17 protein-coding genes are annotated in these 18,284 nt (G+C 63.2%); 9 read left to right on the top strand and 8 right to left on the bottom strand.

From position 1 onward, the window contains the following. Window positions 1–65: 65 nt before the first annotated feature. Window positions 66–1,403, top strand: coding sequence for a Trk system potassium transporter TrkA (gene trkA, locus ACK3R5_RS05045; RefSeq protein ID WP_411968261.1), 1,338 nt, complete (start codon window positions 66–68; stop codon window positions 1,401–1,403). 32 nt (window positions 1,404–1,435) lie between these two features. On the opposite strand, the gene ACK3R5_RS05040 is transcribed toward trkA, so the two are convergent. Continuing rightward, window positions 1,436–2,980 carry a TrkH family potassium uptake protein gene (locus ACK3R5_RS05040; protein WP_411968260.1) on the bottom strand — a complete coding sequence of 515 codons (1,545 nt, stop codon included), beginning with the start codon at window positions 2,978–2,980 and terminating at the stop codon, window positions 1,436–1,438. 195 nt (window positions 2,981–3,175) lie between these two features. Here ACK3R5_RS05040 and ACK3R5_RS05035 point away from each other — a divergent pair, with 195 nt between their 5' ends. From ACK3R5_RS05035 to ACK3R5_RS05025, 3 genes are all read left to right on the top strand, one after another. Then, window positions 3,176–4,558: an APC family permease gene (locus ACK3R5_RS05035; protein ID WP_411968259.1), complete on the top strand. Its 1,383-nt coding sequence runs from the start codon at window positions 3,176–3,178 to the stop codon at window positions 4,556–4,558. Window positions 4,559–4,668: 110 nt separating this feature from the next. After that, window positions 4,669–5,331, top strand: a complete 663-nt coding sequence (locus ACK3R5_RS05030) for a potassium channel family protein (protein ID WP_411968258.1) — start codon at window positions 4,669–4,671, stop codon at window positions 5,329–5,331. Window positions 5,332–5,400: 69 nt separating this feature from the next. Beyond that, window positions 5,401–6,288: a hypothetical protein gene (locus ACK3R5_RS05025; protein WP_411968257.1), complete on the top strand. Its 888-nt coding sequence runs from the start codon at window positions 5,401–5,403 to the stop codon at window positions 6,286–6,288. A 23-nt stretch (window positions 6,289–6,311) separates the two neighbouring features. Here ACK3R5_RS05025 and gatA read toward each other — a convergent pair whose 3' ends face one another. Continuing rightward, the gene (gene gatA, locus ACK3R5_RS05020) at window positions 6,312–7,583 is read right to left on the bottom strand and encodes an Asp-tRNA(Asn)/Glu-tRNA(Gln) amidotransferase subunit GatA (RefSeq protein ID WP_411962965.1); all 1,272 of its coding nucleotides are present in this window, start codon (window positions 7,581–7,583) and stop codon (window positions 6,312–6,314) included. Continuing rightward, on the bottom strand, window positions 7,583–7,861 hold the full coding sequence (gatC, locus tag ACK3R5_RS05015) for an Asp-tRNA(Asn)/Glu-tRNA(Gln) amidotransferase subunit GatC (RefSeq protein WP_411968256.1): 279 nt from the start codon (window positions 7,859–7,861) through the stop codon (window positions 7,583–7,585). Before gatC ends, gatA begins: the two co-directional genes overlap by 1 nt. Before the next feature lie 209 nt (window positions 7,862–8,070). Here gatC and ACK3R5_RS05010 point away from each other — a divergent pair, with 209 nt between their 5' ends. Beyond that, on the top strand, window positions 8,071–9,078 hold the full coding sequence (locus tag ACK3R5_RS05010) for a transcription initiation factor IIB (RefSeq protein WP_411962963.1): 1,008 nt from the start codon (window positions 8,071–8,073) through the stop codon (window positions 9,076–9,078). A gap of 15 nt (window positions 9,079–9,093) precedes the next feature. On the opposite strand, the gene ACK3R5_RS05005 is transcribed toward ACK3R5_RS05010, so the two are convergent. Beyond that, a complete protein-coding gene (locus ACK3R5_RS05005; protein ID WP_411968255.1) occupies window positions 9,094–9,861 on the bottom strand; it encodes a DUF429 domain-containing protein in 768 nt (255 codons plus the stop codon). Window positions 9,862–9,940: 79 nt separating this feature from the next. Here ACK3R5_RS05005 and ACK3R5_RS05000 point away from each other — a divergent pair, with 79 nt between their 5' ends. Beyond that, window positions 9,941–10,417 (top strand): NUDIX hydrolase, encoded by a 477-nt coding sequence (locus ACK3R5_RS05000; protein ID WP_411968254.1) that lies wholly within the window; start codon window positions 9,941–9,943, stop codon window positions 10,415–10,417. Between the two features lie 21 nt (window positions 10,418–10,438). On the opposite strand, the gene ACK3R5_RS04995 is transcribed toward ACK3R5_RS05000, so the two are convergent. Continuing rightward, window positions 10,439–11,527, bottom strand: coding sequence for an asparagine synthase-related protein (locus ACK3R5_RS04995; protein ID WP_411968253.1), 1,089 nt, complete (start codon window positions 11,525–11,527; stop codon window positions 10,439–10,441). Then, window positions 11,527–12,210, bottom strand: a complete 684-nt coding sequence (locus tag ACK3R5_RS04990) for a PHP domain-containing protein (protein ID WP_411962960.1) — start codon at window positions 12,208–12,210, stop codon at window positions 11,527–11,529. Before ACK3R5_RS04990 ends, ACK3R5_RS04995 begins: the two co-directional genes overlap by 1 nt. Window positions 12,211–12,445: 235 nt before the next feature. On the opposite strand from ACK3R5_RS04990, the gene ACK3R5_RS04985 reads away from it, so the two are divergent. Beyond that, on the top strand, window positions 12,446–12,880 hold the full coding sequence (locus ACK3R5_RS04985) for a CBS domain-containing protein (RefSeq protein ID WP_411962959.1): 435 nt from the start codon (window positions 12,446–12,448) through the stop codon (window positions 12,878–12,880). A 120-nt stretch (window positions 12,881–13,000) separates the two neighbouring features. Beyond that, the gene (gene purL / locus ACK3R5_RS04980; protein ID WP_411968252.1) at window positions 13,001–15,109 is read left to right on the top strand and encodes a phosphoribosylformylglycinamidine synthase subunit PurL; all 2,109 of its coding nucleotides are present in this window, start codon (window positions 13,001–13,003) and stop codon (window positions 15,107–15,109) included. Between the two features lie 36 nt (window positions 15,110–15,145). On the opposite strand, the gene ACK3R5_RS04975 is transcribed toward purL, so the two are convergent. Both ACK3R5_RS04975 and ACK3R5_RS04970 read right to left on the bottom strand, forming a co-directional pair. After that, complete coding sequence (locus ACK3R5_RS04975; protein WP_411968251.1) at window positions 15,146–16,117, bottom strand: quinone oxidoreductase family protein; 972 nt, start codon at window positions 16,115–16,117, stop codon at window positions 15,146–15,148. Between the two features lie 66 nt (window positions 16,118–16,183). After that, window positions 16,184–16,357: a hypothetical protein gene (locus tag ACK3R5_RS04970; protein ID WP_411962956.1), complete on the bottom strand. Its 174-nt coding sequence runs from the start codon at window positions 16,355–16,357 to the stop codon at window positions 16,184–16,186. Window positions 16,358–16,471: 114 nt separating this feature from the next. Here ACK3R5_RS04970 and ACK3R5_RS04965 point away from each other — a divergent pair, with 114 nt between their 5' ends. Continuing rightward, entirely contained in the window at window positions 16,472–18,238 is a 1,767-nt protein-coding gene (locus tag ACK3R5_RS04965) for a glycoside hydrolase family 13 protein (RefSeq protein ID WP_411968250.1), read from the top strand. The last annotated feature ends 46 nt before the right edge of the window (window positions 18,239–18,284 follow it).

Here is an 18,284-nt window from a genome sequence, read left to right as displayed (position 1 = left end):
AGAGCAAATGTTCATGGGAGTGGTACGACACTCCAGCATATGGAACGAACGCGAGGGAGTCGGCCGTGCGCGTAGTCATCGTCGGCGCGGGTGAGGTCGGTTCCAACATCGCATCGAGCCTCGCAGATTCACACGACGTGGTCGTCGTCGACGTCGACGCCGACCGGGTCGAGGAACTGAACTACTCGCTGGACGTGCTGGCCATCCACGGAGACGGCGCGTCCATCGAGACGCTCGAAGAAGCGGGCGTGGGGGACGCAGACCTCCTCATCGCCAGCACCGACCACGACGAGACGAATCTCGCCACCTGCGGGACGTCGAAAGTGCTCGGTGACGCCTTCACCATCGCGCGGGTCAAACAGGTCGGGTTCCTCCGCACGTGGGAACGGAAGTCCAGCGCCTTCGGCGTCGACTTCATGGTCTGTTCGAACCTGCTCACGGCGGAGGACATCGTCCAGATTATCGGCCTGCCGGCGGCAATCGACGCCGAGTGGTTCGCAAACGGCCTCGTCCAGATGGCCGAGTTCGAACTCGGGGCGGACAGTCCACTGGTCGGCCAAACGGTCCAAGACGCCGACCGATTCGACTTGTTGACGTTCGCCGCGATTCTGCGCGAGGGCGACGTGGAGTTGCCTCGCGGCGACAGCACGCTCACGGCGGGCGACCGACTCGTCGTCATCGGCCCACCCGAACGCGTCCACGAGTTCGCGTTGACCGCCTCGCCGGCCGACGCCTCGAACGACACCGACACCGTCTTCGTCGTCGGTGGCGGCGAGATTGGCTATCAGACCGCCCGGTTGCTCCAGGAACGCGGCATCAAACCGCGACTCATCGAAGAGGACCCAGAACGCGCCCGCGAAGTCGCCGAGTCGCTGTCGAAGACGCTCGTCCTCCAGTTCGACGCCACCGACACCGAGGCGCTCGAACGAGAGAACTTCGGCAGCGCAGACACCGTGGTGGCGGCGCTCGAAAGCGACCAGGAGAACTTGCTCGTCTCGCTGCTCGCGAAACGGGTTGGGGTGAATCAGACGATTGCAGTCGTCGAAACGGGCGAATACCGCTCCGTGTTCGAGGCAGTCGGCGTCGACGTGGCCGTCAATCCGCGTGTCGTGACCGCCGAGGAGATAACGCGTATCACCCGCGAGCAGACCACGGAGAAACTCACGTTCATCGAAGACGACAGAGCAGAAGTCATCGAAGTCGAAATCGGCGAAGAGAGCGCGCTGGCACGAAAGCCGATTCGCGAGTCGATACCCGACTTACCGAACGGCGTCGTCGTCGGGGCAATCGCCAGACAGCGAGAGCTCATCTCGCCACGAGGTGACACGGTCATCGACGTCGGAGACCACGTCGTCCTCTTCGTCGATGCCGACGTCGCAGAAGATGTCACCGCCGAAATCTGACGAGGCGACTCAGCCCCGGAGACGGCCCTCTCTCACGCCCGCCAGTACGACGGCGTGAGGATGATGAGCACCGACAGAATCTCCAGTCGGCCAATCCACATCAGGAAGACCATGTAGAGCTTCGCCGCGTCGGAAAACGGCAGGAAGTTGTTCATCGGTCCGGCGATACCGACGCCCGGCCCGATGTTCCCGAGCGTGGCGATGGCGACGCCGACGGCCTCGATTCCGGAGAGTTCGAGGCCGATTCGAAGGCTGTCGAGGTAGATGAGCACCGTCGAGACGGCGAAGATGGCGAGGAACGTCATGGTGAAGACGAAGAGGCCGCGAATCGTCGATTCGTCGATGATGTCGTCGGCGAGGCGGACCGGTCGGACGGCGTCCGGGTGGACCGACGTGAAGAGTTCTCGGACCGCCGCTTTCTTGATGAGATACCAGCGGATTATCTTGACCGACCCGGCCGCAGACCCCGCAGACCCGCCGAGGAACATCGCCAAGAGGAGGACGACCTGTGCCGACTGGTCCCACGTGTTGAAGTCCATGCTGGCGTACCCGGTGGTCGTCACGATGGCGACTGTCTGGAAGACGGCCTGTCTGACCGAGTGTTCGACGTTCCCCGGAATCGGGTCGACGTTCGTAGGAATCTGGTCGAGTCCGAGGCCCGTGAACAGGAGCACCGACAGAATCGCGCCCACGACACCCATCGCGAGGAGATACGTCCGGAACTCGGCGTTGTCGGTCAACTGCTTCGGTTCGCCAGCGAGGACGTACCAGAAGAGCGCGAAGTTGGTCCCGGCGACGACCATGAAGAACGTGATTGCCCACTGAATCGCCGGCGAGAAGGCCTCGACGCTTCGGGCTTCGGGCGAGAACCCACCGGTCGGCAGTGTCGTCAGCGCGTGGGCGATGGCGTTGTAGAAGTCCATGTTCGGGGCGACGCCCGTGAGGTGCAACCCGTAGTAGACGACGACGGCGGCGACGGTGAAGGCGGCGTAGATTTTCCAGAGCGCACGCGCAGTGTCGCGAATGCGGGGCGTCAGTTTCTCTATCGACAGCCCCGGTGCCTCCTGGTCGATGACCTGTGCGCCACCGACCGATAGTTCGGGCAAGATGGCGACCATCAGGACGACGATACCCATGCCGCCGAGCCACTGCGTCACCTGTCGCCACATCAGAATCGACCGTGAGTGCTGGTCGAACGAAATCTCACCGAGCACCGTCGCTCCGGTGGTGGTAAACCCGCTCATACTCTCGAAGAGCGCGTTCACCGGGTCGGCAACGGTTCCCTGTCCGGCGACGAGATACGGAATCGTCCCTACGAGTGGGACGGCAAACCACGTCAGACTCACCAGTAAGAACGCCTCACGGTGGCCGAGGTCAGGGTCCTCGCGGAGTCGTTCGAGTCCGACGCCGACGGCCAACATCACCGCCATGGCGACGAGGAACGGGACCGGACTCTCACCGTAGTAGAGGGCCACAGAGAGGGGCAACAGCGGCGGGAGGGCCATGTACTTGAGGACGGAGCCAAGAAAGCCCAGACTCGTCCGGTAATCGACGACCGTTTTGAAGTTCACGTTCATCCTCGTGTTCACGTCCCACAAAAAGTAGCAACCATATGATTCCTTAGGTCGTCAGACGGTGACGACGCGACGCGCGGTGTGGCACGGCGACCACTCGTCGAGAATCTGACCGGACCTTTATTTATATGGCAACTGTTGGCACACCTACATACGCATGGCAGCTCGACAACTGGGCGGTGTCGAGAGGGGTCTGGCGTGAGCCACTCCGGTGGACGCGAACCGTCGGTCAGCCTCAGTCTCCTCGACGCGACGATGGTCGGCATCGGTGCGATGATTGGTGCCGGTATCTTCGTGTTGACTGGCCTGGCCGTCGATATCTCGGGGCCTGCGGCTATCGTCGCCTTCGCACTCAACGGTGGGGTGACGACCTTTACGGCGCTGTCGTACGCCGAGTTAGCGTCTGCGATTCCACGAAATGGAGGTGGCTACGCCTACGTCCGCGAGGTGTTCTCGGCACCCGTCGCCTTCGTCATGGGGTGGACGCGGTGGTTCACCTACATGATTGCCGGGTCGCTGTACGCACTCGGGTTCGCGTCGAACTTCCTCGAGTGGGGCCACATCTACGGCATCACCCTTCCTGGGCCACCGGTGCTGTACGCACTCGGCTCTGTCGTGGCGCTCGTCGCTCTCAACGCACTCTCGACGGAGGCGTCGGGCCGAGGAGAGACGGCGATTACGCTCGTCAAAATCGCTATCCTCGCCGTCTTCGTCGCGTTCGGTCTCACGGCGACGGAAGTCAACGAGTTTGACCCGCTGTTTACCAAGGGGCCACTGGCCGTGTTGCCCGCGATGGGCCTGACGTTCATCGCGTTTCAGGGCTACGACCTCATCGCCACCGTCACCGAGGAAGTCGAGAACCCGAGGGTGAACATCCCGCGGGCGATACTGCTCTCGGTGGTCGTCACCGTCGTGGTCTACCTCTTCGTGGTCTTCGTCGCCATCGGAACGCTCGGTGCGGAGAACCTCGCCGGTGCGGGTGAGACGGCCATCGCACAGGCCGCAGAAGGGTTCATGCCGGCGTTCCCGATAATCGGCACGGGGGCCTCGCTCATCGCCTTCGGTGCGGTGTTCTCGACGATATCCGCGCTCAACGCCGTCGTCATCGGGTCGTCGCGCGTCGCGTTCGCGATGGGCCGTGAACGGCAGTTACCCGCCCAACTCGGCCGGTTCCACCACCGATACGGGACGCCACTCGTGGCGATTCTCGCCTCTGCGGTGGTGATGCTCATCGCCGTCGTCGTCGTCCCCATCCGAATCGTCGGGAACCTGGCGAGTCTCTTCTCGCTTCTCGGGTTCATCATCGTCAACTACGCGCTGATTCGACTCCGCCGCCGACAACCCGACCTGCAGCGACCCTTCGAGGTACCGTGGTACCCGGTGACGCCGATTCTCGGCATCGTCTGTAACGTAATCCTCGGGTTGTTCATCGACCCGTTTACGTGGGCGCTGGCACTCGGGTGGTTGCTCATCGGTGGCGGCGTCTACCTCCTGTTGTCGAGACGGGACGACATCGGTCCCACCGGGCCGCCGGAGATTCAGGAACCAGAGCCAATCCAATCGTCCGAGGGAGACGACTGAGACGATGAGCGAACGAACCGAGTCGGTGAACGAACCGACTGTCCACGAAGCACGACCCAGACGAACACACCACCGAGACGACTACCACACCACACCACGAACATACATCCATGCCTGAACCAGTCACACACGACCTACGCGTCATCGTCGCCGGCGGCGGTGAGATGGGACTCCGAACGGCCGAACTCCTCGATGACCGCGGCCACGACGTCGTCATCGTCGAACCCAATCCGGACCGAGTCGATGACCTCGCGGACGAATACGTCGCCACGATAATCGAGGGCGACGCCTCTCGCCCGGAGATTCTCAGACAGGCGCAACCGGAACGCAGCGACGTCGTCGCCGCACTCACGGACGACGAGACGACCAACTTCGCCGTCTGTATGGCCGCCCAGCGGATGTCCGACGTTCGCACCGTGATGCGCATCAACGAGACGCCGGACGACCTGTACGAGGAGTTCGTCGATGGCCTCGTCTTCCCGGAGCGACTCGGTGCCCGCGCCGCGACGAACGAAATCGCCAACGGCGGCGTCAGAACCATCGAAGACATCGCCGGCAACGTCGAAGTCGTCGAACTCGAAGTCGCAGACGACGCCCCAGTCGCAGGCAAGCGACTCGACGAGGTCCGACTCCCGCGTGGCAGTCTCATCATCGTCGACTATCAGGGCAACCGAATCGGTGGCCCGGATACGTTACTCGAAGCAGGTCACCGGTACGTCCTCGCCGTCGAATCGGACGTCGCGGACGAAGTGATGAACCTGTTCAGGGGGTAGTCTCTCTGTCGGGTTCAGAGTCGTCAACACCCTGAAAACTTATTCCGTGGCGTGGTCGGATTGTGAACGATGCCCTCCACCAGACACACCAGACGAGAGATTCTCGGCCTCGGTGGGAGCACCCTCGCCCTCCTCGCAGGGTGCCTCGGCGCCCCGGTACCGTCGTCCGATGACGAGTCAGCGACGACCGAATCCCCCACGCAGACGAACCTGACGAAGACTGCTCCACCCACGACCGAATCCGTCGACGTCACTGTCCCGAACGTCGAAATCACCCCGGAAATCGTCGGCCTCGACTCGCCTGATTCGATTGGGACAGTCGGCGAACGAGACGAACAGTTCGTCCTCGTCACCATCCTCCTCGGTGGTGAATCCAGACCTGCCGTCGAGGAGTTCTCGCTTTCGACGGACGAACGCGAGTTCTCACCGATTCCACCGGACGACTTGCCGGCGTACGGTCATCTGTGGGGCCGTGGACCGGCGTACGGGAGTCGAGCATTCGAAGACAAAGCAGGACTGTCCGGGTACCTCGTCTTTCAGGTGCCGAAACCGCTCGACTCCTCAGAGGTAGCGTTCGATGGTCCCGGCGGACAGTTCACATTCGATTCGACCGCTCGCGAGAGACTCGCCCGGCCACCGACTGAGTTCGCTGTCAGCGAGGTGACCGCCCCCGAGACAGTCGAGAGTATGACCGAGATGTCGATCTCGGCGTCTATCGAAAACGTCGGTTCACACGATGGGACGTTCGTCGGCGCACTCAACCGAGTCGGTCCGCACGTGGCCTACACACCGGTCAAGCGTGTCTCGGTCGAGTTGTCGGCAGGAGCGTCGACGACGTGGACGTACTCGTATCGACCGAAGTTGACCGGCGGCAATGGCCCAATGTCGATGCGATTCAAACTGAACTGGCGCGACGGGCGAACCTCGACCGAGACGATGGTCGAACCGACGGAGTGAGGGCGCGTTAGCCCCCGTGAGAATCAGTTCTCGACTGCCGACGCCGCGCGAATAATCGTCTCTTCGTCGAACTTCTTCCCGATGAGTTGGAGTCCGACCGGGAGGCCCTCAGTCTCGCCCGCCGGCACGGAGATGGCAGGGAGGTTCGCGAGGTTCACTGGGACGGTGTTGGCGTCGGCGAGGTACATCTGGAGCGGGTCGTCGAGGCTCTCACCGAGTTTGAACGGCGGGACGGGCATCGTCGGCGACGCGAGCACGTCCACGTCCTCGAACGCGGCGTCGAAGTCCTGTTTGACCCACGCGCGGGCGTCCTGTGCCTTCGCGTAGTACTTGTCGTGGTAGCCTGCAGAGAGCGCGTACGTGCCGAGGAGGATACGACGCTTGACTTCGGGGCCGAACCCTTCCTCGCGGGCGCGAGCGAAGGCGTCGTTCCAGTTGCCTTCGTAGCCACCGGACTTGCCGTAGCGGACGCCGTCGAAGCGTGCGAGGTTCGAAGACGCCTCGGACATGGCGATGACGTAGTAGGCGGCGACAGCCTTCTCGACAGACGGCATGCTGACTTCGGTGTACTCGGCGCCCTGTGCTTCGAGTTCGTCGAGTGCGGCCCAGAAGGCTTCCTCGACGCCGTCGTCAGCACCTTCGACGAGTTCCGTCGGGACGCCGATGGTGAGGCCGTCGACGTCGCCGGTGGCGGCCGAGGCGTAGTCGGAGTCCGCGCCTTCCTCGCGGGTGGTCCCGTCTCGTTCGTCGGGGCCGGCGATGACGTCGAGGAGTGCGGCGGCGTCTTCGACAGTGGGTGCGATTGGACCGATTTGTTCGAGTGAGTTCGCGTAGGCGACGAGGCCGTAGCGCGAGACGAGGCCGTAGGTGGGCTTGATGCCGACGACGCCACAGAACGCGGCGGGACAGCGGATAGAGCCACCCGTGTCGGAGCCGAGTGCGAGGTCAGCCTCGCCGGCGGCGACGGCGGCGGCAGACCCACCCGAGGACCCACCGGGGACGCGCGATTCGTCCACGGGGTTCTTCGTCGGGCCGAACGCCGAGGTTTCGGTGGTCGTCCCCATCCCGAACTCGTCCATGTTGGCCTTGCCGACGATGGTGGCACCGGCGTCCTTCAGAAGTTCGACCACTGTCGCGTCGTAGGGCGGGACGTACTCGTCGAGCATCGCAGAGCCACAGGTCGTCCGGACGCCCTTCGTGGAGATGTTGTCCTTGACGGCGATGGTCTTCCCGCTGAGTGGGCCGTCTTCGTCGTTCTCGACCGTCTCTTTCGTGATGAATGCGTTCAGAGACATCAGGACACCCGCGGGCCTTTGAAGAAGCCGTCTTCGGTCTCTTCGGCGTTCGAGAGCGCCTCCTCCTGAGTCAGTCCGTCGCGGACCTCGTCGGGGCGCATCACGTTCACCAGTTCGTCTTCTCGGTCGACTTCGGGAACCTCGTCGAGGGCGTCGAAATACTCGAGGATGTCCGCGAACTGCGTCGTGAACTCCTCGACTTCGTCCTCGTCGAGGTCGACCCGTGCCAACTCGGCGACGTGTCGAACCTCGTCGGCGTCGACGGGCGTATCGCTCATATATCGCAGGTGACGGAGACTGGGAGTAAGGGTTTCGGTGTGCGCTCTTTCGGTTCGTGACTCAGGGGCACACGATTCGGCGACTCACCGGCCGGGTGTGTTCGCAAAGCGCCCGAATTTTGTCGTTATCGTGCCGCCAGATATAAGTAACCGGCCTCAATACGAATAGGTGGAGAACGACCGTTCCCAGTTGCTTCTCTCGCACACAAATGACAGATAGTGTCCGACGCTTCACGACCGGTAACGCGCGCGTGCGCAAACAGGATAACGAGAAAACTGACGGCGAGCAGACGGCCGAACGCGGCCACGAAGAGACTGTTGCATGTCCCGAATGTGGGTCGACGAAGCTCGTCTCCGACACGGAACACGGCGAGACGGTCTGTAACGACTGCGGACTCGTCGTGGAAGAAGACGAGATAGACCACGGACCGGAGTGGCGGGCATTCAACTCCTCGGAGAAAGACAGCAAGTCCCGCGTCGGTGCCCCGACGACCAACATGATGCACGACAAGGGGCTTTCGACCAACATCGGGTGGCAGAACAAAGACGCCTACGGGCGTTCGCTGTCGTCGCGCCAGCGCGAGAAGATGCAGCGACTCCGGACGTGGAACGAACGCTTCCGCACCCGGGACTCCAAGGAGCGCAACCTCAAGCAGGCACTCGGCGAAATCGACCGCATGGCGTCCGCACTCGGCCTCCCGGACAGCGTCCGCGAGACGGCCTCGGTCATCTACCGCCGTGCCCTCAACGACGACTTGCTCCCCGGGCGCTCCATCGAGGGCGTCGCCACGTCGTCGCTGTACGCCGCCGCCCGCATGGCGAGTACACCCCGGTCGCTCGACGAGATTACGAACGTCTCTCGGGTCGAAAAGGACGAAATCGCCCGGACGTATCGGTACGTCGTCCGCGAACTGAAACTCGAAATCAAGCCTGCAGACCCCGAGCAGTACGTCCCGCGGTTCGCCAGCGACCTCGGACTCTCCGACGAGTCTGAGCGACGCGCACGACAACTCTTGAAGACCGCCAAAAAGCAGGGGGTACACTCCGGTAAGTCGCCCGTGGGCCTCGCCGCCGCCGCCGTCTACGCCGCGTCGCTTCTCACCAACGACAAGGTGACGCAGAACGAAGTCTCGGACGTCGCCAACATCTCCGAGGTGACGATTCGGAATCGCTACCACGAACTGCTCGAAGCGGAAGAGCAGATTCAGATGCCGTAACTCGGCAGCGCCTTTTCAGTCGTTAAACGCGTCTTCCGGAGCGTACACCATCTCCATTTGGCGACCACGCTCGTCTTCTTCTGAATCTTCAGGCAGAGTCGACCGGTTCTCTTTTGACGCGGTCACAGCCAGCACAAACGCATCGAGTACGTCGTCGAATGTGACGTCATCAAATTGGTTTGTCGCATCTGCAAGAGCACTCAAGGCGTCGCCAGCATCGAACTTGCCACTATCCTCAAGAATCCCAATACGCTCTACAATTCCTGCATCAGAGTGGTCGTCTGATTTCGAAAAGTTCAGCGGTTCACCACCATTCAGTGCGGCAAAACAAACTTCAGGGTGGCTCTCCCGGAGGTTATCCTGACGTCCCTCGGGGAGATATTCCTCAATTTCTGCGATTTTGTCGATGATACCCAATGATTGGCTCGTCAAACTCTTTCCCGTCACCTCGCGTTGTTTTGCAATCGCGTCCTCGTCGTTATGATGCGTTTCCCAAGCCTCGACTGCTTCCCGTATCGGGACCTGAAACACGCTCGAAGACCGGGGATAAATTGCAGACCGCGCCTCACTGTCGCAAAGACGTGGGGTCCCAACCGCGTCGCCATCGTTATCGCTCGACCGTAGCCCTATTGGAACGTCGACGAGGGCCAGTTCGGCATCAGAATACTCCTCCGACAGTTCTTCAAATGACGTTCTTGCGCTCGTCCCGAGGTGTTTCCCATTCTCGTCTACTTCGACGGCAAGCCACCCCCCGTGACACCCATCAATTCCAACAAATGTCATGTTTTGATATATTTTCCAGCCCTCTTGAATGTTCGACCGCTTCCGCAACACCGATACACCATCTCCGAGAGCACCGTCTATGGAGACGACCAGACACTTCACCGCGACAGTCTACATCGTCAACGACGGCGCAGTCGCCCTCCACCGCCACGGACGTCTCGGCATCCGCATCCCGCCCGGCGGCCACGTCGACAGAGACGAACTCCCACACGAGGCAGGCTTGCGCGAAGTTCGCGAAGAGACTGGACTCGAACCCGAACTCGTCGACGACACAGACTCGGTTCCCGCCCCTGACGGCGAGGCACTGCCACAACCGCGCCAGCAGATGCTCTACGACATCAACGTCCACGACGGCGGGGCAGTCGGCCACCAGCACATCGACCACATCTACTACGCCCGCGTGGACTCCCGCGACATCGACCCTGCACCGGGTGAGGCGAGCACCGAGGCGTGGGACTGGTACGCTCCCGATGACCTCCGCGAGTCGAACCTCGACCCCGACACGGTGCAGTTCTCACTGGAGGCTATCGACGTCGTCTCGGGCGACAGTAACTGACGCCAAAAGAGCCAGCCAGATTCACTCCAACAGCGACTCGACGTACTGCTCGACGTGGTTCTCCATCCGGCGTTTGAACCCCGCCTGCCGGGCGAGTCTGTCGAGTTCCCGAGACGCGTAGGTGCCGTACTGGACCGCCTTCTTGTCCGCTTCTGCTACCGACTCGGGGAGAATCTCCCGAGCGGCCGTTCTGAGTGCGACCTTTCGTCGGCCGTCCGCGACGAGTAACTCCCCCGGAAGCGGGAGTGCCGCCTCGACCACCCGGTCGTGGAGGAGTGGTGCGACCGGTTCGACACCTGCCGCACGAAGCGTGAGAACGTCGCGTTCGAGTTGGTCCGGAAGCGTGAGCACCATCTCGCGGGCGGCACCGCGAACCGTCTCGGCTTCGACTCGGGGGTCGTCGGGTGCCTTGGCGACTTTGGCGTATCCGCCGAACAGTTCGTCCGCGCCCTGTCCGACTGCGAGTCGGTCGTAGCCGTCGGCAGCGACGCGTTCAGCGAGCAAGTAGAGCGGGAGGACGATTTGGACGTCCATCGGGTTCGTCCGCCCCAGTGCGGCGACGATTTCGGGCACGGCACGCTCGATGGCGTCGTGGGTGAGTTCGACGACACGGAGGTCACGGTCCATCGCCTCGGCAGCGTCACGGGCGGCGGCGATGTCGTGAGACCCCTCGAAGCCGACGACGTAACACGGGGCGTCCGGCACGCCGGCGGCGACGACGGCAGAGTCCACGCCGCCGGAGAACGCGACGGCGAGTCCGTCGGCGGAGACGGCACGCACCGACTCGAAGACGGCGTCGCGAACACGTTCGACTGCCGCGTCGGAATCGGCCGCCACCGCCGGCGACGGGAGCGTCCAGACCTGTTCGTCGCTGGTGTCGTCACCGGTCGTCGGGCGTGCGTGTCCCGGTGGAACGGCGATAGGGTCCGAGAGGTCACGGTGGTCGAACGACCACGTTTTCGGGTCGTCGCGTTCGGAGAAAATCGGTTGCCGGCCGAGGACGTCGCGGACGAGTCGCCCGTCCACCTCGCCAGCGAACCCGGCAGTCCCGGGGAGTGGGTCACGCTCAGAGAGGGCCGTTCGAACGAGTGTCTCGTCCGCGCCGCGCATCACAGCAGGTCAGACAGGGCGTGTTTCACGCGGCGTTTCGCGCCACCAGCGGCCTGCTGGAAGGAGATACGCCACGGCGTCTTGCTCCCGACGACGCTCGTCCGACCGTCGGCGACGGCGTCGAGAATCGCGTCGGCGGTTCGCGTGTCGGTGCCGACTTCGGTGACGGCCTGTCCGACCATCTCGCTGATGTGGGCGTCGCTGCCGGCGGTCATCGGGAGGTTCCAGTTCTTCGCGAAGCGTTCTGCACGCTGGTTTGCGATGCCGGTGAGCAGTCGGGAGTTGTAGACTTCGATGGCGTCCGCGTTCGCGAGTTGCGCACGCGAGATGTGAGGGGCGACGCCGTGGCGCGACTTCTGGAACGGGTGTGGGACGACGGCGATACCACCGGCCTCGCGGATTCGGTCGAGCGTCTCGTCGTACGACAGGCCTGCAGGAATGAGTTCACGGACGCCGAGTGCGAGGACGTGCCCTGCGGCGCAGGTGACTTCCATCCCCGGAATGCCGACGAGGCCGTAGTCAGATGCGAGGGCCGCCGCTTCGAGACTCGCGTCGATTTCGTCGTGGTCGGTAACTGCAAGCGCGTCCAAGCCGACGGCCACCGCCTGTTCGAGGAGGTATTCGACCGGGTCCCGGCCGTCGTACGAGAGCGACGAATGCGAGTGCAACTCGACCGATAACACGAGATAACCTAACAAATGAGGCTAAAAAAGCCCCCCGGTCCTCGTTCGATAGGTGTGTTTGAGTCACACAGACCACCTCGCAGTGGTGACCGGTTCGGCCTGCTGACAGTCCCCGGGCGAGGACATACTACCGGAACTGGACAAAATGTAAGAATACAGATATAATAGTCCAGCAGACAACTATCTCGTACGGTGGTCAGCACCGAGAGCGGTGGAACCACCACGGAGAAGAGAGATGACAGTACGAGACATCGCACGGCCAAAGGGCGAACTGGTAACAGCGAAACTGGACACGTCGATTCGAGACGTGGCGAAGATGATGGACGAGAAGATGGTTGGGTCCGTCGTCGTCGCCAACGGTGACACCATCGAGGGAATCATCACGGACCGCGACATCGCGCTCAAATGCGTCGGCACGGGCGGCGACCTGAGTGGGATGACGGCGAAAGACGTCATGACGGAGAACCCGTTCACCGTCGATGCGGACACCGGCGTCTACGACCTGTTCCGACAGATGCGTGAGCACGGCGTCCGACGGGCACCCATCGTGGACGGCGGGAAACTCAGTGGTATCGTCACCATCGACGACTTACTCGTCCTCCTCGAAGACGAGATGCACGAACTGAGCGAGATTATCCGCGCGGAATCGCCGCCGTACACGCCCGCGTGACGGTGCGGCGTGCACCACGACGACCGACGGGCGTGCACCACGACGACCGACGACGCTATTTTTGGGCACGTTCGTGCACATGGAAAGGGTTTACAATGTGCGTTCTGACCATACCAATGAATGACGCTTCCCGACGCGGACCGCGACCTCGTCGTCGCCGAACTCGGCCGAGACCCGACGCCGGCCGAGGAGATGCTCTTCGAGAACCTGTGGAGTGAACACTGCGCCTACCGGTCGTCTCGCCCCCTCCTGTCGGCGTTCGACTCGGAAGGCGACCAGGTCGTCATCGGACCTGGTGACGACGCTGCCGTCGTCTCGCTGGACGAAGACACGTACATCACGCTCGGCATCGAGAGCCACAACCATCCGTCGTACGTGGACCCCTACGACGGCGCGGCGACCGGTGTCGGTGGCATCGTCCGCGACACCCTCTCTATGGGTGCGTACCCCATCGCCCTCGCAGACAGCCTCTACTTCGGTGATTTCGGTCAGGAACACTCACGCTACCTCCTCGACGGCGTCGTCGAAGGAATCGCAGATTACGGTAACGCAATCGGCGTCCCGACGGTCACCGGCGCGACGTCGTTCCACGAGAAGTACGAGGGCAACCCCCTCGTCAACGTCGCCTGTGTCGGCCTGCTCTCGGCGGACCGTCTCGTCACGGCAGTGGCACAGGAGGCGGGGAACAAACTCGTCCTCGTCGGCAGTTCGACCGGCCGGGACGGCCTCGGCGGCGCGTCCTTCGCGAGCGAGGACCTCGCAGAGGACGCCGAGACCGAAGACAGACCGGCAGTGCAAGTCGGCGACCCCTACACGGAGAAACTGCTCATCGAGTGCAACGAAGCACTCCTCGACGAGGAACTCGTCGAGTCCGCGCGTGACCTCGGTGCGGCGGGCCTCGGCGGCGCGTCGTCGGAACTCGTCGCAAAAGGTGGCTACGGTGCACACATCGACCTGAACGCCGTCCACCAGCGCGAACCCAACATGACCGCCTTCGAGATTCTCCTCTCGGAGTCCCAAGAGCGCATGTGTTACGAGGTGACGCCAGAGAACGTCGAACGCGTCCAGGAACTCGCAGACCGCTTCGACCTTGGAAGCGCCGTCATCGGCGACGTCGCCGAGGGCAACTACGTCTGTACGTTCGACGGCGAGACTGTCGTGGACGTGCCGCCGATGTTCCTCGCTGAGGGCGCGCCGATGAACGACTTAGACGCCGTCGAACCCGAACCTGCCGAGCGCGACCTCCCCGAAATCGACCTCGCGACGGCACTCGAAGCGGTCGTCGCCGACCCCAACACCGCATCCAAAGAATGGGTCTACCGGCAGTACGACCACGAAGTCGGCCTGCGGACGGCACGCCGTCCCGGTGACGACGCGGCACTCCTCGACATCCCGGAAGCGGAGACGAAACTCGCCTTCACCGCCGGTGCTGACCCCAACTGGACGAACGCGGCGCCCTACGAGGGTGCCCGCGCCGTCGCCTTCGAGAACGCGACCAACCTCGCCGCGAAGGGCGCGAAACCACTCGCAACCGTGGACTGCCTGAACGGCGGCAACCCCGAGAAACCCGACGTCTACGGCGGGTTCAAGGGTATCGTCGATGGCCTTGCAGACATGTGCAGTGCGCTCTCCGTTCCGGTCGTCGGCGGCAACGTCTCGCTGTACAACGACTCCGTCTCCGGCCCGATTCCGCCGACACCGACGCTCGCGATGGTCGGCACCGCAGACGGCAACTCACCGGGCATGTCGCTGTCGGGCGAGGGCGACCTGTTCCTCGTCGGTTACCCGGGCGACGCGCTCGGCGGGTCGACACTGCTGAATCAGGTGGGCGGGTCCGACGCCTTCCCGACGCTCCCCGACGGCGAGGACGCCGCGGCGGTCATCGAGACGATTCGGGCCGTCGCCACCGACGATTCGACGCGCGCCGTCCACGACGTGAGCCACGGCGGCATCGCAGTCACGCTCGCCGAGATGGTCACCGACGACGTGGGCGTAGACGTCGCTGTCGAGAACTTTGTGCAACTCTTCGACGAGACGCCGGGTCGCGTCGTCGTCGAAAGCACGGACGTGGACGCACTCGTCTCCCTCGCCGGCGGCGTGCCAATCTACGAACTCGGGACGACCACCGACAGCGGCTATCTGGGTGTGACCGTCGACGACGACTACGTCGCCTTCGACGCCCCGAAAATCGCCGACCTGCGTGACGTGCTCGCCCGCGAACTCGACTAGAACGAACCCACGAACTGCGTCAATCGACCCCCCGCGTCAGGGTTCGAGGACGACTTTTCCGCTCGACTTCCGGTCTTCGATGTACTGGTGTGCTGCAGCGGCGTCTTCGAGTTCGAATCGCTCACCGACGACGACTTCGAGGTCACCGGCCGCGAGCAGTTCCGAGAGTTCGGGGACCGCACCGAGGACAGACTGAGGGCGTGTCTGCATCGCGTTGCCGAGGTGGAATCCGACGACGGACTTGTTCTCGAAGAGCAGTCGCGTCGTGTCCGCTTTGGCAATCTCTCCGGAGGCGGCGCCGTAGGTGACGACTCGGCCGAAGTTCGAGAGCGCGTCGAGACTGTGTTGGAACGTCTCGCCGCCGACGCCGTCGAGGACGAGGTCCACGCCGTCGCCGTCCGTCTCGGCGTCGATGACGTCGCGGAAGTCTTCTTCGGTGTACTTGATGCCGTGGTCGAGTCCGAGTCGCTCCGCGAGCGCGAGTTTGTCGTCGGTGCTCGCAGTGCCGAACGTCTCGGCACCGGCGAGCGAGGCGAGTTGCACTGCCGCGGTGCCGACGCCGCCCGCCGCGGCGTGAATCAACACGCGCTCGCCAGATTCGACCTCACCCCATCCGTGGAGGCAGTTGTAGGCGGTGAGAAACTGCACGGGGAACCCGGCGGCCGCAGCGAACGACATCGATTCGGGAACGTCGAACAACCCGGCAGCACGGGTCGTGACGTACTCCGCGTACGCCCCGCCGCCCGTCATGGCGACGACGCGCTCACCGACGTCTCTCTCGACGCCCTCGCCCACCGCGTCGATAGTCCCTGCCGCCTCTAATCCGGGCGTGTACGTCGGTGTCGGCCCGTTGCGGTAGTGACCGCGTCGCTGCATGATGTCCGCGAAGTTGATACCCGCCGCCTCGACGGCGAGACGGACCTCTCCGGGACCGGGTTCGGGTTTCTCTACGTCTCGGACGTCGAGGGTGTCGCTACTCCCGTACTCGGTGACGACGATTGATTTCACAACTCTCGATGGTAGCGACAGCGACAAAAGGGGAGAGAAAGCGGAACTTTGGGTGGGTCGTCGGTTCTACGCGAGGAGCAGTGGCAGACCGAACGTGACCGCGAGGCCGACGACGAAGACGAGAATGCCCGTCGTGACCTGTCCCATCGTGAACTCCTGCATCGGCGAGGTGACACGCCCTTCTTGCTCGCCTTCGTGGTGGTCGTGGTCGTGGTCGCCTGCGTGGTGGTCGTCGCTCATACCCGACGCGACGGGTTCGTGATACAAAAACGCACCTAACCGTCGCTCGCGCGCATCGCGAGACGCGCCGCTGTCGGCGGACAACCTAAGGTTCATCCGTGAGACACGACGTGTATGGCTTCGGCACCCGCAGACGAGAACCGTCGTTGGTGGAAGGAGGCAGTCGTCTACCAGATTTACCCGCGGAGTTTCAACGACTCGAACGGCGATGGGGTCGGTGACATCCCCGGCATCATCGAGAAGGCAGACTACCTCGCGGACCTCGGCGTCGACTGCGTGTGGCTCAACCCGGTCTACGAGTCGCCGAACGCGGACAACGGCTACGACATCTCTGACTACCGCGCTATCATGGACGAGTTCGGGTCGATGAGCGATTGGAAAGCACTCCGCGACGCGCTTCACGAGCGTGACATTCGCCTCATCATGGACCTCGTCGTCAACCACTCCTCCGACGAACACGCGTGGTTCGTCAACTCACGTTCGTCGAAAGACGCAGAGAAGCGGGACTACTACTGGTGGCGCGAGGGCCGTGACCCGGAGGGCACCGACCTCGACCCAGACGACTACGACACACCCGACGGCGTCGAGGAGGTTCCGCCGAACAACTGGGAGTCGTTCTTCGGCGGACCGGCGTGGGCTTACGACGACCAGACCGGCGAGTGGTATCTCCACCTCTTCGACCGAAAGCAACCCGACCTGAACTGGCGGAACGAGGACGTTCGGAACGACGTCTTCGAGATGATGGAGTGGTGGTTAGACCGCGGCATCGACGGGTTCCGCATGGACGTCATCAACCTCATCTCGAAACCCGACGGCCTGCCGGATGCAGACCCAGCGAACGACATCGCGACCATCGACCGAGCGGTCAACGGCCCGCGAGTCCACGAGTATCTCGGTGAGATGCGTGACCGCGTCCTCGACGAGGACCTGCTCACCGTCGGTGAGATGGTCGGCGACGAGATGCCGCTGGAGACTGCACGACGGTACGTGACGCCCGGCCCCGAGGGCGATGGCCTCTCGATGATATTCCACTTCGAACACATGCTGCTCGACGAGGGCGACGAAGTGTGGGAGACAGTCGAGTGGGAACTCCCCGAGTTGAAGGCGGTTTTCGACCGCTGGCAGGCAGGACTGGCCGAGGAGGGCTGGAACTCGCTGTATCTCAACAACCACGACCAACCGCGAATGGTCTCGCGGTTCGGAGACGACGACCAGTACCACCGCGAGTCGGCGAAACTGCTCGCGACGCTCCTCCACACGCTCCGTGGCACGCCCTACATCTATCAGGGCGAGGAACTGGGGATGACGAACTACCCCTTCGAATCGCTCGACGAAGTCCGCGACGTCGCCACGCTGAACCCGATACAGAACGCGATTCGAGAGGGGGAAATCGACAGCTTCGAGGACGTCAAAGACGCCGTCCGAGCGAAGAGTCGTGACAACGCGCGAACGCCGATGCAGTGGAACGACGCCGACCACGCCGGCTTTACCGACGGCGACCCGTGGATACCGGTCAACCCGAACAAAGACCACATCAACGTCGAGGACGTCCGGGACGACCCGGACTCGGTCTGGCACTACTACCGCGAACTCATCGACCTACGGAGCGAGCGAGATGTCGTCGTCTACGGCGACTACGAACCACTCACGCCAGACCACGAGTCATTGTGGGTCTACACGCGGACGCTCGAAACCGACGACGGGAGAGACACCCTGCTGGTCGTCCTCAACTTCGCCAGCGACGAGACGGCGTTCGACCCGCCGGCAGACCTCGCTGGACGCGCCGCAGACGTCCTCGTCTCGAACTACGATACCGACGTCGACGCCGTCGAAGTGGACATCCTCCGCCCGTGGGAAGCACGCGTCTACGACCTGGGTTGAGGAACGTCGGTATCGGCGAAAAAACGTTGTCGTCTTGCCATTTGCG

This window comes from Haloferax sp. YSSS75 (assembly GCF_046764215.1).
GTDB lineage: Archaea > Halobacteriota > Halobacteria > Halobacteriales > Haloferacaceae > Haloferax.
The sequence above is the reverse complement of the archived record's forward strand: the minus strand, read 5'-3'. Positions and strand labels throughout refer to the sequence as shown.